The sequence below is a fragment of the Streptomyces sp. NPDC059009 genome, from assembly GCF_042740175.1.
Lineage (GTDB): Bacteria > Actinomycetota > Actinomycetes > Streptomycetales > Streptomycetaceae > Streptomyces.
This window is the reverse complement of sequence record NZ_JBHYJB010000020.1, coordinates 1-22,860: the sequence shown is the minus strand read 5'-3', so window position 1 is coordinate 22,860 and position 22,860 is coordinate 1. Positions and strand designations below refer to the sequence as shown.

19 protein-coding genes and 1 rRNA gene are annotated in these 22,860 nt (G+C 70.6%); 9 read left to right on the top strand and 11 right to left on the bottom strand.

The features are described from left to right. Nucleotides 1–212: 212 nt before the first annotated feature. Nucleotides 213–779, top strand: coding sequence for a DJ-1/PfpI family protein (locus tag ACFWYM_RS20740; RefSeq protein WP_384838904.1), 567 nt, complete (start codon nucleotides 213–215; stop codon nucleotides 777–779). Between the two features lie 77 nt (nucleotides 780–856). On the opposite strand, the gene ACFWYM_RS20735 is transcribed toward ACFWYM_RS20740, so the two are convergent. Together ACFWYM_RS20735 and ACFWYM_RS20730 are read right to left on the bottom strand one after the other, a co-directional pair. Next, nucleotides 857–1,525, bottom strand: coding sequence for an HAD family hydrolase (locus tag ACFWYM_RS20735; RefSeq protein WP_384838900.1), 669 nt, complete (start codon nucleotides 1,523–1,525; stop codon nucleotides 857–859). A gap of 213 nt (nucleotides 1,526–1,738) precedes the next feature. After that, nucleotides 1,739–2,245 (bottom strand): DUF6912 family protein, encoded by a 507-nt coding sequence (locus ACFWYM_RS20730; RefSeq protein WP_384838897.1) that lies wholly within the window; start codon nucleotides 2,243–2,245, stop codon nucleotides 1,739–1,741. A gap of 342 nt (nucleotides 2,246–2,587) precedes the next feature. Here ACFWYM_RS20730 and ACFWYM_RS20725 point away from each other — a divergent pair, with 342 nt between their 5' ends. Continuing rightward, complete coding sequence (locus ACFWYM_RS20725; protein WP_384838894.1) at nucleotides 2,588–3,034, top strand: Rv3235 family protein; 447 nt, start codon at nucleotides 2,588–2,590, stop codon at nucleotides 3,032–3,034. Between the two features lie 101 nt (nucleotides 3,035–3,135). Here the strand turns inward: ACFWYM_RS20725 and secA are convergent, their stop codons facing one another. Then, a complete protein-coding gene (secA, locus tag ACFWYM_RS20720; protein ID WP_384838891.1) occupies nucleotides 3,136–5,973 on the bottom strand; it encodes a preprotein translocase subunit SecA in 2,838 nt (945 codons plus the stop codon). A gap of 229 nt (nucleotides 5,974–6,202) precedes the next feature. Between secA and ACFWYM_RS20715 the strand changes: the two genes are divergently transcribed. Together ACFWYM_RS20715 and ACFWYM_RS20710 are read left to right on the top strand one after the other, a co-directional pair. Continuing rightward, nucleotides 6,203–6,775 (top strand): GNAT family N-acetyltransferase, encoded by a 573-nt coding sequence (locus ACFWYM_RS20715; RefSeq protein WP_384838888.1) that lies wholly within the window; start codon nucleotides 6,203–6,205, stop codon nucleotides 6,773–6,775. Between the two features lie 30 nt (nucleotides 6,776–6,805). Then, nucleotides 6,806–7,993 carry a winged helix-turn-helix domain-containing protein gene (locus ACFWYM_RS20710; RefSeq protein ID WP_384838885.1) on the top strand — a complete coding sequence of 396 codons (1,188 nt, stop codon included), beginning with the start codon at nucleotides 6,806–6,808 and terminating at the stop codon, nucleotides 7,991–7,993. A gap of 21 nt (nucleotides 7,994–8,014) precedes the next feature. On the opposite strand, the gene ACFWYM_RS20705 is transcribed toward ACFWYM_RS20710, so the two are convergent. The 7 genes from ACFWYM_RS20705 to mtnA form a co-directional block, all read right to left on the bottom strand. Next, the gene (locus ACFWYM_RS20705) at nucleotides 8,015–8,758 is read right to left on the bottom strand and encodes a response regulator (protein WP_384838882.1); all 744 of its coding nucleotides are present in this window, start codon (nucleotides 8,756–8,758) and stop codon (nucleotides 8,015–8,017) included. Between the two features lie 193 nt (nucleotides 8,759–8,951). After that, on the bottom strand, nucleotides 8,952–9,644 hold the full coding sequence (gene hpf, locus ACFWYM_RS20700; protein ID WP_384838879.1) for a ribosome hibernation-promoting factor, HPF/YfiA family: 693 nt from the start codon (nucleotides 9,642–9,644) through the stop codon (nucleotides 8,952–8,954). 314 nt (nucleotides 9,645–9,958) lie between these two features. Continuing rightward, complete coding sequence (locus tag ACFWYM_RS20695) at nucleotides 9,959–10,903, bottom strand: ComF family protein (protein ID WP_384838876.1); 945 nt, start codon at nucleotides 10,901–10,903, stop codon at nucleotides 9,959–9,961. 233 nt (nucleotides 10,904–11,136) lie between these two features. Further along, entirely contained in the window at nucleotides 11,137–12,888 is a 1,752-nt protein-coding gene (locus ACFWYM_RS20690; protein WP_384839205.1) for an LpqB family beta-propeller domain-containing protein, read from the bottom strand. Nucleotides 12,889–12,976: 88 nt separating this feature from the next. Next, complete coding sequence (gene mtrB, locus ACFWYM_RS20685; RefSeq protein ID WP_384838873.1) at nucleotides 12,977–15,145, bottom strand: MtrAB system histidine kinase MtrB; 2,169 nt, start codon at nucleotides 15,143–15,145, stop codon at nucleotides 12,977–12,979. A gap of 1 nt (nucleotide 15,146) precedes the next feature. Further along, nucleotides 15,147–15,836, bottom strand: coding sequence for a two-component system response regulator MtrA (mtrA, locus tag ACFWYM_RS20680; protein WP_189176211.1), 690 nt, complete (start codon nucleotides 15,834–15,836; stop codon nucleotides 15,147–15,149). A gap of 4 nt (nucleotides 15,837–15,840) precedes the next feature. Beyond that, complete coding sequence (mtnA, locus tag ACFWYM_RS20675) at nucleotides 15,841–16,989, bottom strand: S-methyl-5-thioribose-1-phosphate isomerase (protein ID WP_384838870.1); 1,149 nt, start codon at nucleotides 16,987–16,989, stop codon at nucleotides 15,841–15,843. Between the two features lie 143 nt (nucleotides 16,990–17,132). Here mtnA and ACFWYM_RS20670 point away from each other — a divergent pair, with 143 nt between their 5' ends. Genes ACFWYM_RS20670 through ACFWYM_RS20650 form a run of 5 tightly spaced genes read left to right on the top strand, consistent with a single transcriptional unit; the run spans nucleotide 17,133 to nucleotide 22,695 of the window. Continuing rightward, on the top strand, nucleotides 17,133–18,446 hold the full coding sequence (locus ACFWYM_RS20670; RefSeq protein WP_384838867.1) for a hypothetical protein: 1,314 nt from the start codon (nucleotides 17,133–17,135) through the stop codon (nucleotides 18,444–18,446). Between the two features lie 7 nt (nucleotides 18,447–18,453). Then, the gene (locus ACFWYM_RS20665; RefSeq protein ID WP_384839202.1) at nucleotides 18,454–19,170 is read left to right on the top strand and encodes a DUF4129 domain-containing protein; all 717 of its coding nucleotides are present in this window, start codon (nucleotides 18,454–18,456) and stop codon (nucleotides 19,168–19,170) included. Further along, a complete protein-coding gene (locus tag ACFWYM_RS20660) occupies nucleotides 19,167–20,396 on the top strand; it encodes a DUF4350 domain-containing protein (protein ID WP_384838865.1) in 1,230 nt (409 codons plus the stop codon). The genes ACFWYM_RS20665 and ACFWYM_RS20660 overlap by 4 nt, the downstream gene beginning before the upstream one ends. After that, nucleotides 20,396–21,385 carry an AAA family ATPase gene (locus tag ACFWYM_RS20655; protein ID WP_384838862.1) on the top strand — a complete coding sequence of 330 codons (990 nt, stop codon included), beginning with the start codon at nucleotides 20,396–20,398 and terminating at the stop codon, nucleotides 21,383–21,385. The genes ACFWYM_RS20660 and ACFWYM_RS20655 overlap by 1 nt, the downstream gene beginning before the upstream one ends. Next, on the top strand, nucleotides 21,385–22,695 hold the full coding sequence (locus ACFWYM_RS20650) for a DUF58 domain-containing protein (RefSeq protein ID WP_384838859.1): 1,311 nt from the start codon (nucleotides 21,385–21,387) through the stop codon (nucleotides 22,693–22,695). The genes ACFWYM_RS20655 and ACFWYM_RS20650 overlap by 1 nt, the downstream gene beginning before the upstream one ends. An 82-nt stretch (nucleotides 22,696–22,777) precedes the next feature. On the opposite strand, the gene rrf is transcribed toward ACFWYM_RS20650, so the two are convergent. Beyond that, nucleotides 22,778–22,860 (bottom strand): 5S ribosomal RNA (gene rrf, locus ACFWYM_RS20645); the annotation flags it as partial.

Below are 22,860 nucleotides of genomic sequence, written 5' to 3'. Positions count from 1 at the left end.
ACAGAAACCAGCCATGACCGAGCCACTCCCCCTCTCCTTGCCTCGTGGACGCTCTCGTGGACGGTCGTGCGGACGGCTTCCGGCTCTCTTGTGGCTTCCGGCTCTCTCCGACTTATGGGTGGCCCTCTTGGCAAAGGGGCGCGGTGGAGGCACGTTGGCCAAGGCGATCCGCCCGACGGGCGGGCGGGCCCGGCCGAGGGGAGTGCGGCGAGATGCCAGCGAAGATCCTGATAGTGACCGGTGACGCGGCGGAGTCACTGGAGGTGCTCTACCCCTATCAACGGCTGCGCGAGGAGGGCTACGACGTCGACATCGCCGCCCCCGCCCGCAAGAAGCTCCAGTTCGTCGTGCACGACTTCGAGCCGGGCTTCGACACCTACACCGAGAAGCCGGGCTACACCTGGCCCGCCGACCTCGCCTTCTCCGAGGTCGACCCCGGGCAGTACGCCGCCCTGGTGATCCCCGGCGGCCGGGCCCCCGAGTATCTGCGCAACGACCCCGAGCTCCGGAAGATCCTCAAGGCGTTCTTCGACTCCGACAAACCGGTGGCCCAGATCTGCCACGGCCCCCTCCTGACCGCGGCCATCGGCGGGCTCCAGGGCCGCCGCGTGACCGCCTATCCGGCCCTCGAGCTGGACATCCAGTCCGCGGGCGCGACCTTCCAGGACGCCGAGACGGTGGTCGACGGGACCCTCGTCTCCGCCCGCGCCTGGCCGGACCACTCCCGCTGGATGCGCGAGTTCCTGACGGTGCTGCGGGCGAAGGCACCGGTCACCTGAGGCGGCCCCTGAGGCAGCCGCGCCCCGACGCCGACGACGGCCCCGGCGCGGCCCCGCCCAGGCGGGCCCAGGCCGGCTCAGGCCGCGAACCCGTCCGCCACCCGCACCGCCTCGGCCAGCGTGTCCACCACGGGCACGCCCGCCTCCTCCAGGCTGGCGCGGCTGTGCGAGCCACCGGTGTAGAGGACCGCGTGAGCGCCCGCGTGGGCCGCCGCCACCGCGTCGTCGACCGCGTCACCGATCACCACCGTGCGCGCCGCCGGTATGCCGTCGAGCGCGGCGAGGTGGCGCACCATGCGGTCGGCCTTGCCCGCGTGCGAGGTGTCCATCCGCCCGTCGATGCGTATGAAGTGCTCCTCGATGCCGTGCTTGCGGACGATCGGCACCAGATGTTCGTGCGGGGCGAGCGAGAGCAGCGACTGCGTGCGCCCCGCCGCCCGGCGCTGCGCGAGCAGCTCGGCCGCGCCGTCCGCGAGGCCGCAGGACTCCGCCCGCGCCCAGTAGTGCTTGTGGAACACGGCGTCCATCACCTCCCACTCGGCCTCGGTGGGCAGCCGCCCCATGAGCCGCTCGTAGAAGCGCGGTATGGGCACGCAGTACAGATCGCGGTACCGCTCCAGCGTGATCGGCGCCAGGCCGATCTCCGCGAACGAGGCATTGGTCGCCTCGATCACCGTGTGGATGTCGTGCAGGAGCGTGCCGTTCCAGTCCCAGACGATGTGTGCTGCGTGTGCGTGCTTCCCCATGTCGAAGAACGTACCCGCCGCCACCGGCCGCCCACCATCGGCAGATCCCTGACCGTCCCCGGACCCGACCCTGATCACCACCGAGGGTCGCTCAGGCCAAAGCTCGGCCGGCGCCCCGTGAGAGCTGCGCCCGACCTGAGCCCGTGAGCCCGTGCCGAGCCCGAGCCCGGCCCGCACACAGACGCACGCGGCCACACCCGGCCGATCAGCCGCTCAGCCGACCAGCCCCGGAATCTCCTGCGTCGCGAACCACAGCAGCTCGTGGTCCTCGGCCCCGTCCACCGTGAACTGCGCGTCGTCGTCACCCTGGTCCGCCGCGCCCAGCACCGCCGCGGCCGCGGACACATCGGCCTCCGCGTCGTCCGCGTCCACATGCACGGCCGCCGCCTTGGCCAGCGGCAGCGCACCCGCGATCCGCACCTCGCCGAGCGCACCCTCGTCAAGGCCCCGGTCAGGATCGGCCATCGCGGCACCGTCCGGCACGTCCGCCGCCACGACGACCCGGCGCCGCACCGCCGACGGATCCCCCGCAAGCAGCCGCAGCGAGGCGAGCGCGGCCCGGTTGAGCGCCGCGTACTCCAGCTCCTCGATGTCGTCCGAGACGTACCACTCCCGCAGCGCGGGCGTGACGGCGTACGCGGTCAGCGGCCCGGGCCCCAGTTCGCCCGCCTGGTGCGCCTCCGCGAGCCGGGGCAGGGTCAGGGGGACATAGACGCGCATGGCTGGCCGCTTTCGTTCGGGGGACCGCTCCGGCCGGACTGCCGGCAGGCTCCGGGAAGGGCCTTCAGGATACGTGCGGCGTCCCCGATCGGGCTGCCGCCCAAGCCCGTTCCGACGTCAACCCAGGCCCCGTTCTTCACTCTGCCCACCCCCGGGATTTCGGGGATTCGGCCCGCCCGGAACACCTGATAGGTGAATCTCCGGGCCACCCTCCCCGGGCTCCGGGCCGCCTTGCGGAGGCCGCCGCCACCCCCGTACAAGATCTTCCGACGGAAGTTACCTCCCGGTACCCGAGATCGGGGCCGGACGTCCGAGCGGAGGCGATGCAGCGTGCGCAAGGTGATGACCAGGCCGAGGTCACGACCGGGCACCCGGCCCCCCGGCGCACGGCCGGGCACGGGCCGGCCGCCGGGCCGCCAGGACACCCGCCACCCCGGCGGCCGCCCCCTGCGCACCCCGCCCCGGCCCCCACAGCCCCCACCGCACCCCACCGAGCTGTTCACGGACCGACTGCTGCTCGTCCTCAGCGGACAGCGCCCGATGCACTGGGTGGCCCGCCACATCGCGCACACCGCCTACGACGACCTGGCCGAGCTCGCGGAACGCCGCCCGCTGAACGTGAACGGCCACGCCCCCGCCGTCCACCGCATCGGCCACTACCAGCCGCAGCCCGGCGTGTACGAGGTCTTCGCCCGCATCGGCGCGGGCACCAGCCTGCGCGCCCTCGCCTTCCGCCTCCACCTGGGCGCCGACCAGAGGTGGAAGTGCACCGCCGTCCAGACCGGCTGAGGCAAGGACGCGCCCCGGCACGACGAAGGGCCGGGCGCTCAACAGCGCCCGGCCCTCCGCCGGTTCGGGCCCCGCCTCAGAGCGGGCGCCCTCACCTCAGGTCACTTCTTGCGGCGACGGCCGCCCTTCTGGGCCTTACGGCGCTCCGCGCGCGTGAGGCCGTCCGACTCGGAACGGACGCCCCCGTCCGGCTCCGTGGCGAAGTCGCCCTCGTCGACGCCGCCTTCGGCGTTCGGCGCCTGGAAGTGGAGCTGAGCCGGGCGCTGCGGGGCCTCCAGGCCCTTCGCGCGGATCTCCGGACGCCCGGCGGCGGCGGGAACCGCGTCCTGCGCGCCGTCCTTGTCCAGCGAGGTCTGCGCGGCGTCCTCGACCGGCACCTCCTCGACCTGCTGCTCGACCTGGACCTCCAGGTTGAACAGGTAGCCGACCGACTCCTCCTTGATGCCTTCCATCATGGCGTTGAACATGTCGAAGCCCTCGCGCTGGTACTCGACCAGCGGGTCCTTCTGCGCCATCGCCCGCAGGCCGATGCCCTCCTGGAGATAGTCCATCTCGTAGAGGTGCTCACGCCACTTGCGGTCCAGGACCGACAGGACCACGCGCCGCTCCAGCTCACGCATGATCTCGGAGCCGAGCTGCTCCTCACGCGCGTCGTACTGCTGGTGGATGTCGTCCTTCACGGACTCGGAGATGAACTCGGCGGTCAGACCCTGACGGTCGCCCGCCGCGTCCTCCAGCTCCTCGATGGTGACCTTCACCGGGTAGAGCTGCTTGAAGGCGCCCCACAGCCGGTCCAGGTCCCACTCCTCGGCGAAGCCCTCGGCGGTCTCCGCCGAGATGTACGCGTCGATCGTGTCGTCCATGAAGTGCTGGATCTGCTCCTGCAGGTCCTCGCCCTCCAGGACGCGGCGGCGCTCGCCGTAGATGACCTCGCGCTGGCGGTTGAGGACCTCGTCGTACTTGAGGACGTTCTTCCGCGTCTCGAAGTTCTGCTGCTCGACCTGGGACTGCGCGGAGGCGATCGCGCGGGTCACCATCTTGTTCTCGATCGGCACGTCGTCCGGGACGTTCGCCATCGCCATGACGCGCTCGACCATCTGGGCCTTGAACAGGCGCATCAGGTCGTCACCGAGCGACAGGTAGAAGCGGGACTCGCCGGGGTCGCCCTGACGGCCGGAACGACCGCGCAGCTGGTTGTCGATACGGCGCGACTCGTGCCGCTCCGTGCCCAGCACATAGAGCCCGCCGAGGTCCTTGACCTCCTCGAACTCCGCCTTCACAGCCCTCTCGGCCTTCTCCAGGGCGGCGGGCAGCGCGGCAGCCCACTCCTCGATGTGCTCCTCGGGGTCGAGGCCGCGCTGGCGCAGCTCCGCCTCGGCGAGGTCGTCGGGGTTGCCGCCGAGCTTGATGTCCGTGCCTCGTCCGGCCATGTTCGTGGCGACGGTGACGGCGCCCTTGCGGCCGGCCTGGGCGACGATCGTCGCCTCACGGTCATGCTGCTTGGCGTTGAGCACCTCGTGCTGGACGCCGCGCTTGGAGAGCTGCTGCGAGAGGTACTCGGACTTCTCGACCGAGGTGGTGCCGACCAGGATCGGCTGGCCCTTCTCGTGCTTCTCGGCGATGTCGTCGACCACCGCAGCGAACTTCGCGACCTCGGTGCGGTAGATCAGGTCCGACTGGTCGGCGCGGACCATCGGCCTGTTGGTCGGGATCGGCACGACACCGAGCTTGTAGATCTGGTGGAACTCTGCGGCCTCGGTCATGGCCGTACCCGTCATGCCGGACAGGCCACTCGCGTAACCCTCACGCTTGTAGAGGCGGAAGAAGTTCTGCAGGGTGATCGTCGCGAGCGTCTGGTTCTCGTCCTTGATGTCCACCCCTTCCTTCGCCTCGATCGCCTGGTGCATGCCCTCGTTGTAGCGGCGGCCCGCGAGGATACGGCCGGTGTGCTCGTCGACGATCATGACTTCGCCGTCGATGACGACGTAGTCCTTGTCCTTCTTGAAGAGTTCCTTGGCCTTGATGGCGTTGTTCAGGTAACCCACGAGCGGGGTGTTCACCGACTCGTAGAGGTTGTCGATGCCCAGCCAGTCCTCGACCTTGGAGACACCGGACTCGTGGATGCCGACGGTGCGCTTCTTCTCGTCGACCTCGTAGTCCCCGGTCTCCTCGATGCCCTTGAGGGGCTCGCCCGCCTCGCCCTTGGTCAGGCGCGTCACCAGCTTGGCGAAGTCGCCGTACCACTTGGTGGCCTGGTCGGCGGGACCGGAGATGATCAACGGCGTACGGGCCTCGTCCACGAGGATCGAGTCGACCTCGTCGACAATCGCGAAGTTGTGGCCGCGCTGGACGAGCTCGTCCTTCGACCACGCCATGTTGTCGCGCAGGTAGTCGAAGCCGAACTCGTTGTTCGTGCCGTAGGTGATGTCGCAGTTGTACTGCTCGCGGCGCTGTGCCGGCGTCATGTTGGCCAGGATGCAACCGACCGTCAGGCCAAGGAACTTGTGGACGCGGCCCATCATCTCGGAGTCGCGCTCGGCCAAGTAGTCATTGACCGTGATCAGGTGCACACCCTTGCCCGACAGGGCGTTCAGGTACGCGGGCAGCGTGCCGACGAGGGTCTTGCCCTCACCGGTCTTCATCTCGGCGACATAGCCGAGGTGCAGGGCGGCTCCGCCCATCATCTGGACGTCGTAGTGCCGCTGGCCGAGGACGCGCTTGGCGGCCTCACGGACCGTGGCGAACGCCTCGGGGAGCAGGTCGTCGAGGGACTCGCCGTCGGCGTACCGCTCCTTGTACTCATCGGTCAGGGCGCGCAGCTCGGCGTCGGAGAGGCTGACGAAGTCCTCTTCGATGGACTTGACCTGGTCCGCGATGCGGTGCAGCTTGCGCAGGATCTTGCCTTCGCCTGCACGCATGATCTTCGAGAGGACGGACACGGGGGTTGGTCTCCTTGCCGGTCGGGCCTGGCACGGTCGGTTTACTCGTAGGGCAACGGCCATCGTAAGCGAGGACCCGGCCGCGCCGGGAGGTCTGCCATGACGTCAACGGACGGGGAGCGCCGAAGGTGCCGGATCCGACCACGAAAAGTGATGACCTCCTCACAGAGACCTCACAGACATCCAAAAATCATGGCGCCCCCGGGCACCGTCCACGCAGAATCGGCCGATGGAGCCCGTCACCCTGACCACCGAACGCCTGTCGCTGCGCGCCGTCACCCCCGAGGACACCGACGAGGTGTACGCCGCGTGCCAGGACCCGGACATCCAGCGCTGGACCACCATCCCCTCCCCGTACTCCCTCACCGACGCGGAAATCTTCACCGGCCGCATCGCACCGGAGGGCTGGCGCGACGACACCGAGTACGTCTTCTCCGTACGCCCGCACGAAGGCGGCCCCCTCGTCGCCGCGGCCAGCCTGCACCACCCGCGCGCGGGTGGCTGGGAAGTGGGCTTCTGGACGGCCAAGGAACACCGCGGCCGCGGCTACATGACGGAGACCGTCCTCGGCCTCGCCCGCTGGGCCTTCACCGACCTCTCCTGCACCCGCCTGGAATGGCGTGCGGAAGTCGGCAACACGGGCTCGCGCGGCGTCATCGAGAAGGCGGGCTTCCGCGTCGAGGGCGTGCTCCGGGCCGGCCTGTTCAACAAGGGCACACTCCGCGACTGCTGGGTCGGCGCCCTGCTGCCCGCGGACCTCGGCATCGTCTCCCGCCTGCCGTATCTGCCGCCCCGGGCCTGATTGTCAGTGCCGCCGCCTAAGGTTCCCGACATGACGATCCTGCCGCCCGTCACCACGCTCTCCGCCGACGAGGCCCGCCGTATCGCGCTGCGCGCCCAGGGCTTCCTCGGCGCCCCGGACCGCAGGGCGGGCGTGCGGGGTGTGCTCCGGCACCTCGGTGCCGTCCAGCTCGACACGATCTCCGTGCTCGCCCGCTCCCACGAGCTCATTCCGTACGCACGCCTGGGCGCCGTCGGCCGCGACAGGATCGAATCGGCGTACTGGAGCACCACATCCGACAGCGCGTCTCCGGCACGACCCCACGCCTTCGAGTACTGGTCGCACGCCGCGTGCATCCTGCCCATCGAGGAGTGGCCCCACTTCGCCTTCCGCCGCCGCGCCTACCGCGACCGCCCGCACTGGAACCACCAGCTGCCCGACGGCGCGTACGACGCCGTGATCAAGCAGCTCCACGCCGAAGGCCCCCTCACCGCCACGGAGTTGGGCGGCGCGAAGAACAAGGGCGAGTGGTGGGACTGGTCGGACTCGAAGGTCGCCGTCGAGCGGGCGCTGATGTACGGGGAGGTGGTGTGCACCGAGCGGCGCAGCTGGAAGCGGGTGTACGACCTCGCCGAGCGCGCGATCCCCGACGCCCTGTTCCACGACGACCTGGAGGACGCCGAGTGCCTGCGCCGCCTGGTGCGCCTGGCCGGGCAGTCGCTGGGCGTCGGCACGCGCGCGGACATCGCCGACTACCACCGCCTCAAGGGCGAGCAGTTCGACGAGGTGGTCGCGGACTCGGGCCTGGTGCCCGTCACCGTGGAGGGCTGGTCCAAGCCCGCCTGGGCCGATCCGGCGGCCCTGGAGAGCGCCCCGCGCGGGCGGCACCGCACGACTCTCCTGTCGCCCTTCGACTCCCTCATCTGGGAGCGGGCCCGCACGGAGCGGATCTTCGGCTTCACTCACCGCCTGGAGGCATACGTCCCCAAGCCGAAGCGGGTGTACGGCTACTTCGCGATGCCACTGCTCTCCGGCGGCCGCATCATGGGCCGCGTCGACCCCGCGCGCGAGGGCCGCACACTGGTCGCCAAGCAGGTGTCGCTGCACTCCCCGAAGGCCGTCGAGCCGATGGCCCAGGCCCTGGTCGAGGCGGCGCAGTGGGTCGGCTGCGACTCCGTGCGCGTGGAGCGCATGGACCAGCCGGAACTGGCGGGCCCGCTGGTCGAAGCCATCGGCTAGCCGACCGGCAAGGCCCCGTGACTAGCGGATCTCTAGGATCTTCTCCCGCATCGCGTAGACCACGGCCTCCATCCTGGAGTGCAGCTGCAGCTTCTCCAGGATGTTGCGCACATGGTTCTTCACGGTGTTCTCGGAGATGAACAACTCCTTCGCGATGTCACGGTTGTTCATCCCCGTGGCCACCAGCTTCAGGACCTCCAGCTCACGGTCGGTGAGCCGCGGCGCGGGCACGAGTCTGCGCTCGTCGGTGCGCTGGATCATCGACTTGAACTCCGTGAGCAGCTTGGACGCCATGGACGGGCTGATCTGCGACTGCCCGTCGGCCACCGCGCGGATCGCCGTGGCCACCTCGTCCGTGGAGATCTCCTTCAGGAGATAGCCCGTGGCGCCCGCCTTGATCGCGTCGTAGAGGTCCGCCTCCTCGTCGCTGATCGTCAGCATGATGATCTTGGCGCTCGGGGCCACTTCCTTGATGGACGTGCATGCCTCGATGCCGCCCCGCTTGGGCATGCGTACGTCCATCAGCACGATGTCCGGCAGCAGGTCGGCCGCCTTGTCCACCGCCTCGGCGCCGTCCCCGGCCTCCCCCACCACCTGGATGTCCTCCTCGGCGGCGAGGACGATCTCGAGGCCCCGGCGGAAGAGCGCATGGTCGTCCACCACAAGAACCCTGATGGGCTCTTTGCGTGGGACGCCCGCATCCGTGCCGATGCCGATGCCGTCGTCGGCATCACCGTCGCGCATCGGACCGAAGCTGTCCGCCATCGTTCCTCCCCCTGAAGGCCATGGCCTGTCTTGCCTTGGCTGCGCCAACCCGACGCAGCAGCACACCGGTTGGACCGGAGCGCCCATGATTTCATGCCGGGCGACAGAGCGCTGCTCGCAGTGGTCGCACGTTGGTGCCCCTGGGGGCGCACACACGCTCCAGGGGCACCAAATCAGCGGTCACCGGGGCCCGTCAGCCGCCGAGCGCGCCACCGCCGCCCGCCGACTCGGCCTGGGCGACCATGGGGTCGGTGTTGAGGCGGATGACGCCGTAGTCGTAGGCGTGGCGCCGGTAGACGACGCTGGGCTCCTTCGACTCGGAGTCGACGAACAGGTAGAAGTCGTGCCCGACCAGCTCCATCTCGTAGAGCGCCTGGTCGAGCGTCATCGGAGCGGCTACGTGGGTCTTCTCGCGGACCACGAGCGGGCCTTCGCCCTGGATCTCGAGCGATCCGATCCTGGTGGTGGGGATCGCGTCCGCGGCCTCTTCTGCGGCCGTCTCGCCCTCTTGGTTGAGCGAGGCCACACCGGGCACCACGTCCACGACTTCGGCCGCGGAGAGGCGGCCGTTGCCACGGCGCGTGCGGCGCTTGTCGTGCTGCTTGCGCAGCCGGGCGTCGAGCTTGGCCGTGGCGAGGTCCAACGCCGCGTACGGATCGGCAGCCGATGCCTCCGCGCGGATCACGGGCCCACGGGTGCGGACGGTGATCTCCACACGGTCGGAACGGTCGGCCTGACGCGGGTTGGCTTCCTTGGACACCTCGACGTCCAGGCTGATCACCTTGCCGTCGAGCTTCTGGATCTTCTCCAGGTTCAGCTTCTCGGCCACGTGCTTGCGGAACCGCTCGGGCACCTCGGTCTTGCGGCCCTTGACGACGATGTCCACGCAGAACTCCGTTCCCGGATCGCCCCGCTCCTGTGGCGGAGCATCTCCCTTTTGCACCAGACCCCGGTGAATCCCGGAGCCTCGGACTCGGTGACTTCCACCTCCTCCTCCCCCGTGGGCAAGATCTCCACCCCACCGGTCCGGGTGATTGCAGAAAACCCAAAGACCGGCATTCCGATATGCGAGGGACAGCGTCCGCCATTCCTCACAACCGAACATATCTCGCCCGGGCGGATGTCGTCACCCTCTACTGCCGCGTACCTCCATTCGGCTGGATGAACCCACTCACTACCTGCAACGACGCAAGTTCTCTATCAGTTCCGGTTTATTTCGAAGGATTCCGGTGAAGCGGCGACAACGGCCGCGCCGACCACGTTCACGGACCCCCTATCCCCGCTATCCCCGCCCGCCGACAGGGCCTCCTCGGCGCCCTCTTCCCTGGTACGCCGCGTGGTTCCCGCACCTCTCCCCGCACGCCTTTCCGCACGTACGGAAAACATGCCCAAGGCACCTACCGCCCGCGCGGCCTCGGCCAGCGAAGCCCCCGTCGTCATGAGATCGTCCACGATGACGACCCGGGCCCCCGGCCCCGCACCAGACCTTTGACAGGAACGGACACCGGGAGCGGCACTGGCACTGGCACTGGCACTGGCACTGGCACTGGCCAACAGCCTCGCCCCACCCGCCGAAACCTCCAGCGCACCACTGAGATTGGCCAGCCGCTGCCGCGCGTCGAGCCCCGACTGATCGGCCACGACGCGACGTTGACGCAGCACAGCCAGCACCCGGGCCCGCACCCCGCACCGCCGCAACTCCCCCGCGGCAGCCAGCGCGATCCGCCGAGCCGGGTCATGTCCCCGAGCTCTCACGGCACTTGGGGCGGAGGGGACCGGGACGAGGAGGAGGGAAGCAGCCGATCCGGCGACGGCTCCGGTGGGGCCCTCTCCCCCCACCCCACCCCCCGCCTCCACCACACCCGCCCGCACCGCCCCCGCCAGTGCCACTCCCAGCGGTCCCGCGAGCCCCAACACACCCCTCTCCTTGTGTGCGAGCAGCGCTGCTCGCACCGCGTCCTCGTACGGGGCTGCCGCGTGCACCACGGGCAGCCCCGGCGGCATCGGTATCGGTCGCACCCGGCGCGGTGCGGCTCCGTACAGAGAGGCACGGCACTCCTCACAGAGCGTCGTCCGGGGCCTCCCGCAGCCTCCGCACTCGGCCGGCAGCACCAGATCGGTGAGGTCCTGCCACCAGCCCCGCATGTCCACCACTGTGCCAAGAGGTGAGCCGTGCGGCCACCCCTGTGGATAACCCCTGTGCACAACTTCTGTACCCCACACGGGTGTTGTGGGAGGTCGCTCGACAGCGGACACCAGTGCGGGGCGGGTACCAGTACCCGCCCCGCACACCACGCCTCAGCCGCCCAGCCGCCCAACGGGCCCAGCCGGCGCAACCGTTCGCCGTCCCACCCGGCAGACCCGGCAGACCCAGCCGACTACCCGGGATAGACCGGCGACTTGCCCTTCTCCACCACCGTCTGCCACTGCGCCCCCGTCGGCAGCCGCACGATCCCGTCGTCCGAGTGCGCGAGCAGCGGCTGCCGGTCGTCCTCGGACGCGGCGATCTCGTCGACGCCGGTGAGCCCGGGCAGGTTCGAGGCCGCCGGCGCCGAGCCGTCGCACTGGACATAGCGCATCTGCTGCACCCCGCCGTACTCGCGCCCGACCACCACGAGCCTGCTACCGCCGGCCCAGGACATCGCGGTGACCTCTTCCATCTGCGGTGCCGCCTGCCGCAGTCCGTCGACCAGGATGTCGGGCTTGTCGCCGTCGCCACCCTGCCGTTCGATGCGGCCGATCCGCAGGGCCGTCTTGCCGTCCTTCCGCACGATCAGGGCGATGCGCACACCGTCGGCCGCTACCCGTACCGCCTCGATACGCCCGTCGAGATCCGGGATCCTGACGTCCACGGGTTCGCCCGCGCCCTGGGAGAGCCAGAGGAGCCGGGAGTGCTCCCCGTCCCGGTCGGCCACCCACAGGTCACCTCTGCCGTCCCAACTGGGCGTGGACAGACGGTCCTCCTCCGACTTGGCCTTGCTGTGCACCTCCGCCTTGCCGAGCTCACCGCCGGAGACCAGCGACCCCATGTAGAGCGACTTGCCGTCCAGCGACACCCCGGCCGCGCGCTCCTCGTCCCGCGACACCGCGGCCGAGCGCAGCGGCTGCTCACCGCTGCCCAGCGGTCCGGACACCGGGGAGGGGTCGGCACCGCGGCGTGCGTTGGCCGACATCCGTACCAGCCGGCGCTTGTCGTCGATGAAGTACTGGTAGTCGGGGTGGTCCGCGGTGCGGTACGACGCGACGCTCTCGGCCTGGTCCTCGCTCAGCACGCACAGCTGGGAGCCGTTGGACCGCTGCAGCTCCACGCTCTTGACGCCCGACGACGTCAAGTCCTGGAGGGTGAACAGGAGTTGCGCGGCCATCTTCCGGCACAGGCCGAGGCCGACCGGGTCGGCGCGTTCGTTCAGCGGCACGACCAGCTTGCCCTGGTCGTCGGGGGCCAGCGTCCTGGTCCCCTCCTTGAGCTGCGTCCGCGTCGGGAAACGCGACTCCACCACCGGGCGAAGCCACGTGGTGGGCCCGTCGAGGAGCGACTTCACCGTCTGGGTCACCGGGTCTATGCGCTGGCGCACGTAGACCGGGTCGGCGACGAGCCCTTCCGGGGCACCCGCTCCGGACGAACTCGAGGCGAAGTAGAACTTGTTGACCGACTGATAGGTGCGCTGGAAGTCGGACTCACCGAGCACGACACCCTGCGGCAGGGCGTTGATGCGCCACTCACTGCCGTTCGCCCCCTTCACCTGGACAAGGTGGATGTTCTCCCCGTAGGGGCGCCCTTGGGGCCGATACGCGTGCTGCTCGTCCACCTGCGCCACCTCGGTGCCGCTCAGCGGGTAGTTGCGGCCGCCCTCCCGGTCGTTGGACGCCTTCGCCGGGTCCGCGTTGGGGCCGTCGGCGAGCACGGTGGTGGACACGTCGGGATTCCAGCGCTTCGACGCGCTCTTGGTCAGGTACTTGCGCGCGATCTCGAACCCCGGGTCGTCACTGGTCAGCGCCTCCAGGAAGCCCTGCACGATCTGGAGCGGCCCGGCACCCTCGGGCGGCGGCATCGCGTAGACGCGGACCTGCGACTGGGAATCCGGCCGCTGGGAGGCGTTGACCGGGTTGAGGTTGCCGCTGTCGGGCATGGACGCACAGCCCGCGAGGAGCACGGCGCAGGCACCGAGCAGCGCCCCGGTACGCAGCAGGGGCCGACGACGGCCGCGCCGTCGCAGGTCAGCGGTCACGTGTCGACTCCCCGTCCGGGTGCGGTCGAGCTTCTCCGGCGCTGTCGCGCGCCGGTCCCGTCGGCTCCCCACGCCGCCCCTCCGCTGCGTCGTCCTGTGCGTCTTCCCGTACGTCTCGTACGTCTTCTTGTACGTGGTTCCGTGCTTCTTCCCGTACGGGCCCCTGGCCCGGGGCCCGCGTCTCATGGGCTCTCCGGGGGACGACCCGTGCGCCGCTGCCGGGCAGGGCCGTCGGGTCCGCCGCTGCCGTCTGCGCGAGCCGCGGTGCGATCGGTGCCCGCGCCGGTACGGGCGCTGGCATGCGCTCCGCGGACGCCTGGGCCGGCACCGTGGCGAGCTTGGTGCCGCCTCCGGTGGGCAGCCCGGCGTCGTTCAGGCCGCGGTGGCGCCTGGAGTCGTCGGGTTCCAGCGGTATCGGCGAACCGCGCAGCGCCTCGTCGGCCGTACGCGGCAGGGTGAGCCGGAACTGTGAACCGCCACCCGGCTCGCCCCACGCCTGCAGCCAGCCGCCGTGCAACCGCGCGTCCTCCAGGGCGATGGAGAGGCCGAGACCCGTGCCGCCGGTGGTACGCGCGCGTGCCGGGTCGGCCCGCCAGAAGCGGCTGAACACCCGGGTCGCCTCGCCGGGCTTGAGCCCCACCCCGTAGTCCCGCACGGCGACCGCGACCGCGCCGCCCGCCGCCGCGAGCCGCACCATGACGTCCTTGCCCTCGCCGTGCTCCACGGCATTGACCACCAGGTTGCGCAGGACCCGCTCCACGCGGCGGGCGTCGGCCTCGGCGACCACAGGTTGCTGGTCGCCGACGATCCGGATGTGGGTGCCCTTGCGCTCGGCCAGCGGTTCCGCGCCGCCGACGACCCGTCGTACGACCTCCCGCAGGTCTATCGGCTCGGCCTCCAGCGCGGCCGCTCCCGCGTCGAAGCGGCTGATCTCCAGGAGGTCGGCGAGCAGCGACTCGAAGCGGTCCAGCTGGTCTGCGAGCAGCTCCGCGGAGCGCGCCGTCACCGGGTCGAAGTCCACGCGCGCCTCGTGGATCACGTCGGCCGCCATTCGCACCGTGGTCAGCGGCGTGCGCAGCTCGTGCGACACGTCGGACACGAAGCGCCGCTGCATCCGCGACAGCTCCTCCAGCTGCTGGATCTTCAGCTGGAGGTTCTGCGCCATCTTGTTGAACGCCTCACCGAGGCGCGCGATGTCGTCCTCCCCGGTGACCTTCATGCGTTCCTGGAGCCGCCCGGCGGACAGCCGCTCGGCGATGCCCGCGGCCATCCGCACGGGCGTGACGACCTGGCGCACGACGAGCCAGGCGATAGCGCCGAGGAGCACCACGACGAACAGCCCGGCCGTCGCGAGGGTCCCTCTGACGAGCTTGAGCGACTCCTCTTCCTGGGTCAGCGGGAAGAGGTAGTAGAGCTGGTACGGGTCTCCGTTGAGGTCGCTCAGGCGCTTGCCGATGACGAGGCCGGGCTGAGCCTCCTTGCCCTCGCGGTACACGATCCGCGTGTTGCTCTGGTACGCCCCCGTGCCCTCGTCGACGCGGCGGCGCAGCTCCTCGGGCACGCTCAGGATCGGCTCCACGCCGCCCGATGCACGCGGCCCGCGGACACTCCCTGAGCCCCCCGTGGAGGCGGGGCTGAGCGTCACCACGGCGAAGGCGTTCTGACCGCCGCTGGACAACTGCTCGACCAGGTCGGACATCCACACGGCGGCGTTCTGCCCGGTACGCCCGTCGGCCGTGCTGTTTCCGCCGTCCCGCGCAGCGCCCTGCCGCGCGGAGTTGGCGGTGTCCTGAGCGGCCCGGAAACCGCCGTCGGCCTGGCTCTGTGACGCCTTCACCTTGGCCTTGAGCAGGCCGTTGTTCACGGAACTCATGACGGCGAAGCCCAGCATCAGCACGACGCCGAGCGACATCAGCAGCGTGGTCACGACGACCTTCAGCTGAATGTTGCGTCGCCACAGCCGCAGGGCGGGCAGCAGCGGCCGCCGCACCCAGCGCACGAACAGCCGCACGACGGGGCTGCCCTGCATCCCGCCCTGCAGCAGCAGCCCGCCGTCCACGATCCGGCTGAACCCGGCGGAGCGCCGGGACGGCCGTACAGTCCGCCCCGGGCGGCCTCCGGAATCCCCGGGCCCCGCAGGGGAACTGTCCCGGGACATGTCAGCTCGGTCCGGCCTTGTAGCCGACGCCGCGGACCGTCACCACGATCTCCGGCCGCTCCGGATCCCGCTCGACCTTGGAGCGCAGCCGCTGCACATGCACGTTGACCAGGCGGGTGTCGGCCGCGTGCCGATAGCCCCACACCTGCTCGAGCAGCACCTCACGCGTGAACACCTGCCACGGCTTGCGCGCCAGCGCGACAAGCAGGTCGAACTCCAGCGGTGTCAGCGCGATCGACTGCCCGTCCCGCTTCACGGAGTGCCCGGCCACGTCGATGACCAGGTCACCGATGGCGAGCTGCTCCGGCGCGGGCTCCTCGGACCGACGCAGGCGTGCCCGGATCCGGGCCACCAGCTCCTTCGGCTTGAACGGCTTCACGATGTAGTCGTCGGCCCCCGACTCGAGGCCGACGACGACATCGACGGTGTCGCTCTTCGCGGTCAGCATGACGATCGGCACGCCGGACTCCGCCCTGATCAGGCGGCACACCTCGATGCCGTCCCGACCGGGCAGCATCAGATCGAGCAGCACCAGATCCGGCTTGGCTTCCCGGAAAGCAGCAAGCGCCTTGTCGCCATCAGCTACGAACGACGGCTCAAAACCTTCTCCACGCAGCACAATCCCGAGCATCTCGGCCAGTGCGGTGTCGTCGTCGACGACAAGGACTCGTCCCTTCATGCCTGACATCATCCCATTAGCTAATCGTTACCTGGCGTGACCTGGCACACAGCTCGGCAAGGCCCTCTGCTGTCACGGGCGAAACAACGCCCTGTTCGGTGACGATCGCCGTCACCAGTTCGGGCGGCGTCACATCGAAGGCGGGGTTGTACGCCTGCGTCCCCAGGGGTGCCACCGGTATACCGCCTCCCGCTTCCGTCCCGGCCACCGGCGCCTGAGGCGCTGTGACCTCCGTCACCTCATGTCCGGCCCGCTGCTCGACCTCGATGCACGCGCCGTCCGGGGTGTCCGGATCCACGGTCGTCACCGGCGCCACCACGATGAACGGCACGTGGTGGTACCGGGCGAGGACCGCGAGCGGATAGCTCCCCACCTTGTTGGCCACCGAACCGTCGGCCGCGATGCGATCCGCGCCGATCAGCACGGCATCCACCTCACCCGCCGCGAACAGCGACCCCGCCGCATTGTCCGTCAGCAGCGTGTACGCCATGCCGCTGCGCGCCGCCTCGTACGCGGTGAGGCGCGCCCCCTGCAGCAGCGGCCGCGTCTCGTCGACCCACAGCCTGCGCAGCCGCCCTTCCCGGTGCGCGGCGAGCGCCACCGCGAACGCCGTGCCCTCGCCGCCGGAGACCAGCGCCCCCGTATTGCAGTGCGTGAGGACCCGGTGGCCGCCGCCGGGCAGCAGCTCGTCGAGCAGCGTCAGACCATGCACCGCCATGCGGGCACTGGCCTGGGCGTCCTCGTCGTGCAGCGCCCTCGCCTCGCGGAGCACCGCCGCCGCGGCTCCCTCGTCATCGGCGCCGCCCGCGCACGCGCTGCGGTAGGCCGCGAGAGCGCGGTCCACCCCGTACGCGAGGTTGACGGCGGTGGGCCGCGCCGCGGCCAGTGCCGCCGCGGCCTCGTCCACGTCGTAGCCCCGGGCCGCGGCGAGCGCGACTCCGTATGCCCCGGCGATGCCGAGGAGCGGAGCGCCCCGCACGGCAAGGGTGCGGATCGCCTCGACCAGGGCCGGAGCGTCGGTACACACCAACTCGGTCTCTTCGGCCGGCAGCCTGGTCTGGTCGAGGAGGACCAGTACGGGGCCCTCCGGTGGTTCGTCCCAACGGATCGCGGGGATCTCCGACGGCCGTACGTCCTCGCTGAATTGCACGCCCTGATCAGCCATCCGCCCAGTCTGCCCCGTACCTGACGGACAATTGAAGGTGTGCAGCCCATACGGTGCCCGGTCCCGCGCCGGGCACAGCGTGACACGATGGCTGCCAACCTGCCGCCGCACCTGCGGACGGGCGGCACTGTGAAGGAGCGACGATGAACGACACTCCGGGCTGGGCCTCGCCCGGATCTGCACCCTCCGACGGCCAGGACTCCGGCACCCCGGAGCCGACCGAGCCCGCGGACCAGGAGACCGGTCCGGGTTCGAAGTGGTCCAAGGAGCAGCCGCCGCCCGCCCAGTGGTCCGCCCCCAGCGCGCCCGCACCCGGCCAGGCCCCGCCCCCGCCGCCCGCTCCGACGAGCGGTCAGGGCTGGGGCGGCGGACAGCCCGGTGGCCGAGGCGGCCGCGGAGGTCCGGCCGGTCCCGGCGGCCCCTACCGCGGCTGGGGTGCCTGGCAGGGCCCGCCGCCCGCCGCCAAGCCCGGTGTCATCCCGCTCCGCCCCCTCGGCGTCGGCGAGATCCTCGACGGCGCGGTGTCGACGATGCGTGCGCACTGGCGCACAGTGCTCGGCATCTCCCTGACCGTCGCCGTGGTCACGGAGATCATCGTCATCCTGCTGCAGGGCCTCGTCCTGGACGACAGCGCCAGCACCGACGCCCTGAACGATCCGAACAGCGCCACCGCCGGCGAACTGTCCCGGGCGATGGGCGACGCCATGTTGAACTCCGGGGTGGTCTTCCTCGTCGCCCTGCTCGGCACGATCGTGGCGACCGCCCTGCTGACGATGGTCACCAGCCGGGCCGTGCTCGGAAAGTCCGTCACCACCGCCGAGGCATGGCAGGACTCCCGGCCTCAGCTGCTCAGACTGCTCGGTCTGACGCTCCTCCTCCCGCTGATCGGTGTGGGAATCCTGGCCATCGGCACGCTCCCCGGCGGACTGATCGCACTCGCCGGATCCACCGAAGCCGGTGTCGGCCTCGCCTCGCTGGGGCTGCTGGGCGCCGCGGTCGTCGCCGTCTGGCTGCTGATCCGCTTCTCGCTCGCCTCGCCCGCGCTGATGCTGGAGAAGCAGGGCGTGAAGAAGTCGATGATCCGCTCCGCCAAGCTCGTGCGCGGCTCCTGGTGGCGGGTCTTCGGCATCCAACTGCTCGCCGGGGTCATCGCGAACATCGTCGCGTCGATCATCGTCATCCCCTTCACCCTCATCGCGAGCGCAGTGAGCGGGGAGGGCGTGACCGGCTTCCTCAACAGCGGCACGAGCGACCTCGGGTGGACCTTCCTGATCATCAGCGGAATCGGTTCGGTGATCGGCTCCACGCTCACCTTCCCGATCACCGCCGGGGTCACGGTGCTCCTCTACATCGACCAGCGCATCCGCCGCGAGGCACTCGACCTCGAACTCGCTCGCGCCGCCGGCACCACCGGCCAAGCAACCGGCTCCGGCGCCTCCGACACTCCCGGGAGCTGATGCGGTGATCGCGGCGGGGGCAGTTCTCAGGGCGGCACAGGCATCACTGCTGCCCCGCACCGGCGACGAGCCGCCCGTGACGATCCCACGCGACCCCGCGCGGGAGGCGGCCGAACGCGAACTGTCCAAGCCGCAATACCACCAAGACGACCCCAGCCTCCTCCAACGCGCCCTCGACCGCTTCTGGGACTGGGTAGGCGACCTGTTCAGCGCGGCCTCCCAGGCCACCCCGGGCGGCGGACTCGGCCTCCTGGTCATCGTCGTCGCCGTGATCCTGCTCGTCGTGGCCCTCTGGTGGCGCCTCGGCCCCCCGCAGCGCACCCCGGCGACGTCTGCCGCACTCTTCGACGACCGCCCCCGCAGCGCCGCAGAGCACCGCGCGGCCGCCGAGGCACATGCCGCCCAGGGCCACTGGAACCAGGCCGTGCAGGAACGCATGCGGGCCATCGTCCGTGCCCTGGAAGAGCGCGCCCTGCTCGACCCCCGCCCCGGCCGCACGGCCGACGAGGCAGCAGCTGAAGCAGGCCGCACCCTGCCCGCCCACACGAGCCAACTCCATGCCGCGGCCAGAGAGTTCGACGACGTGACATACGGCGGCCGCACCACCGACCAACCGGCGTACCTCCGCCTCACCGAACTCGACCACGACCTGGACCGCACCAAGCCGACGCTCGCCGAAACCACCGCCACCAGCGCAGCCCACAGCAACGGACCCGCCGTATGACCGGCGCCCCCGCCCCGCGCACCGAGCCGCCCACGACGGCCCCGCAGCCACCCACCACCTCGACCGCGGCTTCGCCCCGCCAGGTGTGGACCCGCACCCGCGGCATCCTCCTCGCGCTGGTCATCCTCCTCGCTGCCGGTGTCGCCATCGCCGCGGTCCGCTCCGGCGCCCAGCACGGCCGCCTCGACCCGCGCTCCGCAGACCCCTACGGCAGTCTCGCTGTCGCCGAACTCCTCGCCGACCGAGGCGTCTCGACCCGCGTGGTCACCACCACCGAAGAGGCCCGGACCGCCACGGGCCCCGACACCACTCTCCTGGTGACCAACCCCGACCTGCTCACCAAGCACCAGCGGTCCCAACTCCACGACGCCACCCAGGACTCCGGAGGCCGCACGGTCCTCCTGTCCCCCGGCCCCTCGTCCGTCGGCACCCTCGCCCCCGGAGTCACCGCGGACGCCACACCCAGCATCGACTCGAAGCTCTCCCCCAGCTGCTCCCTCCCCGAGGCCCATCGTGCGGGCACCGCGGACGTGGGCGGCATCCGCTACGACACCCTCGCCCCGGAGGCAGACACCTGCTACCTCAGCGACGGACTGCCCAGCCTGCTGCGCCTCCCCGACTCCGACGGAGCAGGCGACACCGTCGTCCTCGGCGCCCCCGACATCCTCTTCAACAACCGTCTCGACAAGCACGGCAACGCCTCGCTCGCCCTGCAACTCCTCGGCTCCCGCCCCCACTTGGTCTGGTACCTCCCCTCGCTCTCCGATGACGCCGCAGACAACTCCGACGACCGCCGCGGCTTCTTCGACCTGATCCCCTCCGGCTGGCTCTGGGGCACACTCCAACTCACCATCGCCGCCGCGCTCGCCGCCCTGTGGCGAGCCCGCCGCCTCGGCCCCCTGGTCCCCGAACGGCTCCCCGTCGCCGTACGCGCCTCCGAAACCGTCGAAGGCCGTGCCCGCCTCTATCGCAAGGCAGACGCCCGCGACCGCGCGGCCATGACACTGCGCTCGGCCACCCGCACCCGTCTCGCCCCCCTCATCGGTGTCTCCCCCACTCAGGCACACACGCCCGAGACCCTGATCCCCGCCCTGACCTCCCGGCTCCCCAGCCCCGGCCACGACTTGCACGCCCTCCTCTTCGGGCCCCCGCCCGGCAACGACGCAGCACTCATCTCCCTCGCCGACCAACTCGACGCCCTCGAGAGAGAGGTACGCCACTCATGATGGACCCGACCACTGACAACGCCGGGCCCACCGGAGACCCCCGCGACAGCCGGGCCGCACTCGAAGCCCTGCGCACCGAGATCTCCAAGGCAGTGGTCGGCCAGGACCCCGCCGTCACCGGACTCGTCGTCGCCCTGCTCTGCCGGGGCCACGTCCTACTAGAAGGAGTCCCCGGGGTAGCAAAAACGTTGCTCGTCCGCGCGCTCGCGGCCAGCCTCGAACTCGACACCAAGCGCGTCCAGTTCACGCCCGACCTCATGCCCAGCGACGTCACGGGCTCCCTCGTCTACGACGCCCACACCACCAAGTTCTCCTTCCAGCCCGGCCCGGTCTTCACCAACGTCCTCCTCGCCGACGAGATCAACCGCACCCCGCCCAAGACCCAGTCCTCCCTCCTCGAAGCCATGGAGGAACGCCAGGTCACCGTCGACGGCACCCCTCGCCCGCTCCCCGAGCCCTTCCTCGTCGCCGCCACCCAGAACCCCGTCGAATACGAGGGCACCTACCCCCTGCCGGAAGCCCAACTGGACCGCTTCCTCCTCAAACTCACCGTCCCCCTCCCGTCCCGGCAGGACGAGATCGACGTCCTCACCCGGCACGCCCACGGCTTCAACCCACGCGACCTGCGCGCCGCCGGCGTCCACCCCGTCGCGGGCCGCGCCGACCTCGAAGCCGCCCGCACCGCCGTGGCGAAGACGGCGGTCTCCCCCGAAATCACCGCCTACGTGGTCGACATCTGCCGCGCCACCCGCGAATCCCCGTCACTGACACTCGGCGTTTCCCCACGAGGTGCCACGGCGCTCCTGTCCACGGCACGCGCCTGGGCCTGGCTGACCGGCCGCGACTACGTCATCCCGGACGATGTGAAGGCCTTGGCTCTGCCCACGCTCCGCCACCGCATCCAACTCCGCCCCGAGGCCGAGATGGAGGGTGTCACCGCCGACTCCGTCATCAACGCGATCCTCACCCACGTCCCGGTCCCCCGCTGATGGCGCTCACCGGCCGCACCGCGCTCCTCGCCGCCCTGGGCTCACTCCCCATCGGCATCCTGGAGCCCAGCTGGACAGGCATCCTCGCCGTCAACGGCCCCCTGGCCCTCGCCTGCGCCTGTGACTTCGCCCTGGCCGCACCCGTACGCCGCCTGAACCTGACCCGCTCAGGCGACACCTCAATACGCCTCGACGAGTCCGCCGACATCCAGCTCACCGTCACCAACCCGTCGCGCCGTCGGCTCCGCGCCCAGCTGCGCGACGCCTGGCCCCCCAGCAGCTGGCAGCCCGGCACCGAAGTCACGGCATCCCGCCACACGTTGACGATCCCCGCAGGCGAGCGCCGCCGACTCACCACACGCCTGCGCCCCACCCGCCGCGGCGACCACCAGGCCGACCGCGTCACCATCCGTTCCTTCGGCCCCCTCGGCCTCTACGCCCGCCAAGGCAGCCACCGAGTCCCCTGGACCTTGCGCGTCCTACCTCGCTTCGCCAGCCGCAAGCATCTGCCGTCCAAGCTGGCCCGCCTCCGCGAACTCGACGGCCGCACCAGCGTGTTGACCCGCGGCCAAGGCACGGAGTTCGACAGTCTCCGCGACTACGTCCCAGGCGACGACACACGCTCCATCGACTGGCGCGCCACCGCCCGCCAGTCCTCAGTAGCCATCCGCACCTGGCGCCCCGAACGCGACCGCCACATCTTGCTGGTCCTGGACACCGGCCGCACTTCCGCAGGCCGCGTGGACGACGCCCCTCGCCTCGACGCCGCGATGGACGCCGCTCTGCTCCTAACCGCCCTGGCCACCCGCGCAGGCGATCGCGTCGATCTCCTCGCATACGACCGTCGTGTACGCGCCCTGGTCCAAGGTCGCACTGCCGGCGACATCCTGCCTTCCCTCGTGAACGCACTGGCCACCATCGAGCCCGAACTCGTCGAGACGGACGCTCGGGGCCTGACCGCCACGGCACTCCGCACGGCCCCCCGCAGCTCACTGATCGTTCTCATCACCAGTCTCGAAGCAGCCCCCGTCGAAGAGGGCCTCCTCTCCGTGCTGTCCCAACTGACCACGCGGAACAAGGTCTTGGTGGCTTCGGTCGCCGATCCTCATATCGAGCGCATGGCAACGGCCAGAGGAAGCATCGATGCGGTGTACGACGCGGCAGCGGCCGCTCAGGCCCAGTCAGAGCGCCGCCGCACAGCGGAACAACTCATGCGCCACGGGGTCACGATCGTGGACGCCACTCCATCCGAGCTACCCCCAGCTTTGGCGGACGCCTACTTGTCCCTGAAGGCAGCGGGCCGCCTCTAGTCAGGCGGTCCTTCCGGGCCCAAAACGCAAGAAAGCCGTATTCCCGGACCAAGGTCCGGGAATACGGCTTTCTCTAAAAGGAGTTCGGCGGCGTCCTACTCTCCCACAGGGTCCCCCCTGCAGTACCATCGGCGCTGTGAGGCTTAGCTTCCGGGTTCGGAATGT

Excerpts from the sequence above, each read along its gene's own strand:
- ACFWYM_RS20740 (WP_384838904.1), top strand. The coding sequence starts at position 213 with ATGCCAGCGAAGATCCTGATAGTGACCGGTGACGCGGCGGAGTCACTG.
- ACFWYM_RS20735 (WP_384838900.1), bottom strand. The coding sequence starts at position 1,525 with ATGGGGAAGCACGCACACGCAGCACACATCGTCTGGGACTGGAACGGC.
- ACFWYM_RS20730 (WP_384838897.1), bottom strand. The coding sequence starts at position 2,245 with ATGCGCGTCTATGTCCCCCTGACCCTGCCCCGGCTCGCGGAGGCGCAC.
- ACFWYM_RS20725 (WP_384838894.1), top strand. The coding sequence starts at position 2,588 with ATGACCAGGCCGAGGTCACGACCGGGCACCCGGCCCCCCGGCGCACGG.
- ACFWYM_RS20715 (WP_384838888.1), top strand. The coding sequence starts at position 6,203 with ATGGAGCCCGTCACCCTGACCACCGAACGCCTGTCGCTGCGCGCCGTC.
- ACFWYM_RS20710 (WP_384838885.1), top strand. The coding sequence starts at position 6,806 with ATGACGATCCTGCCGCCCGTCACCACGCTCTCCGCCGACGAGGCCCGC.
- ACFWYM_RS20705 (WP_384838882.1), bottom strand. The coding sequence starts at position 8,758 with ATGGCGGACAGCTTCGGTCCGATGCGCGACGGTGATGCCGACGACGGC.
- ACFWYM_RS20695 (WP_384838876.1), bottom strand. The coding sequence starts at position 10,903 with ATGCGGGGCTGGTGGCAGGACCTCACCGATCTGGTGCTGCCGGCCGAG.
- ACFWYM_RS20690 (WP_384839205.1), bottom strand. The coding sequence starts at position 12,888 with ATGCCCGACAGCGGCAACCTCAACCCGGTCAACGCCTCCCAGCGGCCG.
- mtrB (WP_384838873.1), bottom strand. The coding sequence starts at position 15,145 with ATGTCCCGGGACAGTTCCCCTGCGGGGCCCGGGGATTCCGGAGGCCGC.
- mtrA (WP_189176211.1), bottom strand. The coding sequence starts at position 15,836 with ATGATGTCAGGCATGAAGGGACGAGTCCTTGTCGTCGACGACGACACC.
- mtnA (WP_384838870.1), bottom strand. The coding sequence starts at position 16,989 with ATGGCTGATCAGGGCGTGCAATTCAGCGAGGACGTACGGCCGTCGGAG.
- ACFWYM_RS20670 (WP_384838867.1), top strand. The coding sequence starts at position 17,133 with ATGAACGACACTCCGGGCTGGGCCTCGCCCGGATCTGCACCCTCCGAC.
- ACFWYM_RS20660 (WP_384838865.1), top strand. The coding sequence starts at position 19,167 with ATGACCGGCGCCCCCGCCCCGCGCACCGAGCCGCCCACGACGGCCCCG.
- ACFWYM_RS20655 (WP_384838862.1), top strand. The coding sequence starts at position 20,396 with ATGGACCCGACCACTGACAACGCCGGGCCCACCGGAGACCCCCGCGAC.
- ACFWYM_RS20650 (WP_384838859.1), top strand. The coding sequence starts at position 21,385 with ATGGCGCTCACCGGCCGCACCGCGCTCCTCGCCGCCCTGGGCTCACTC.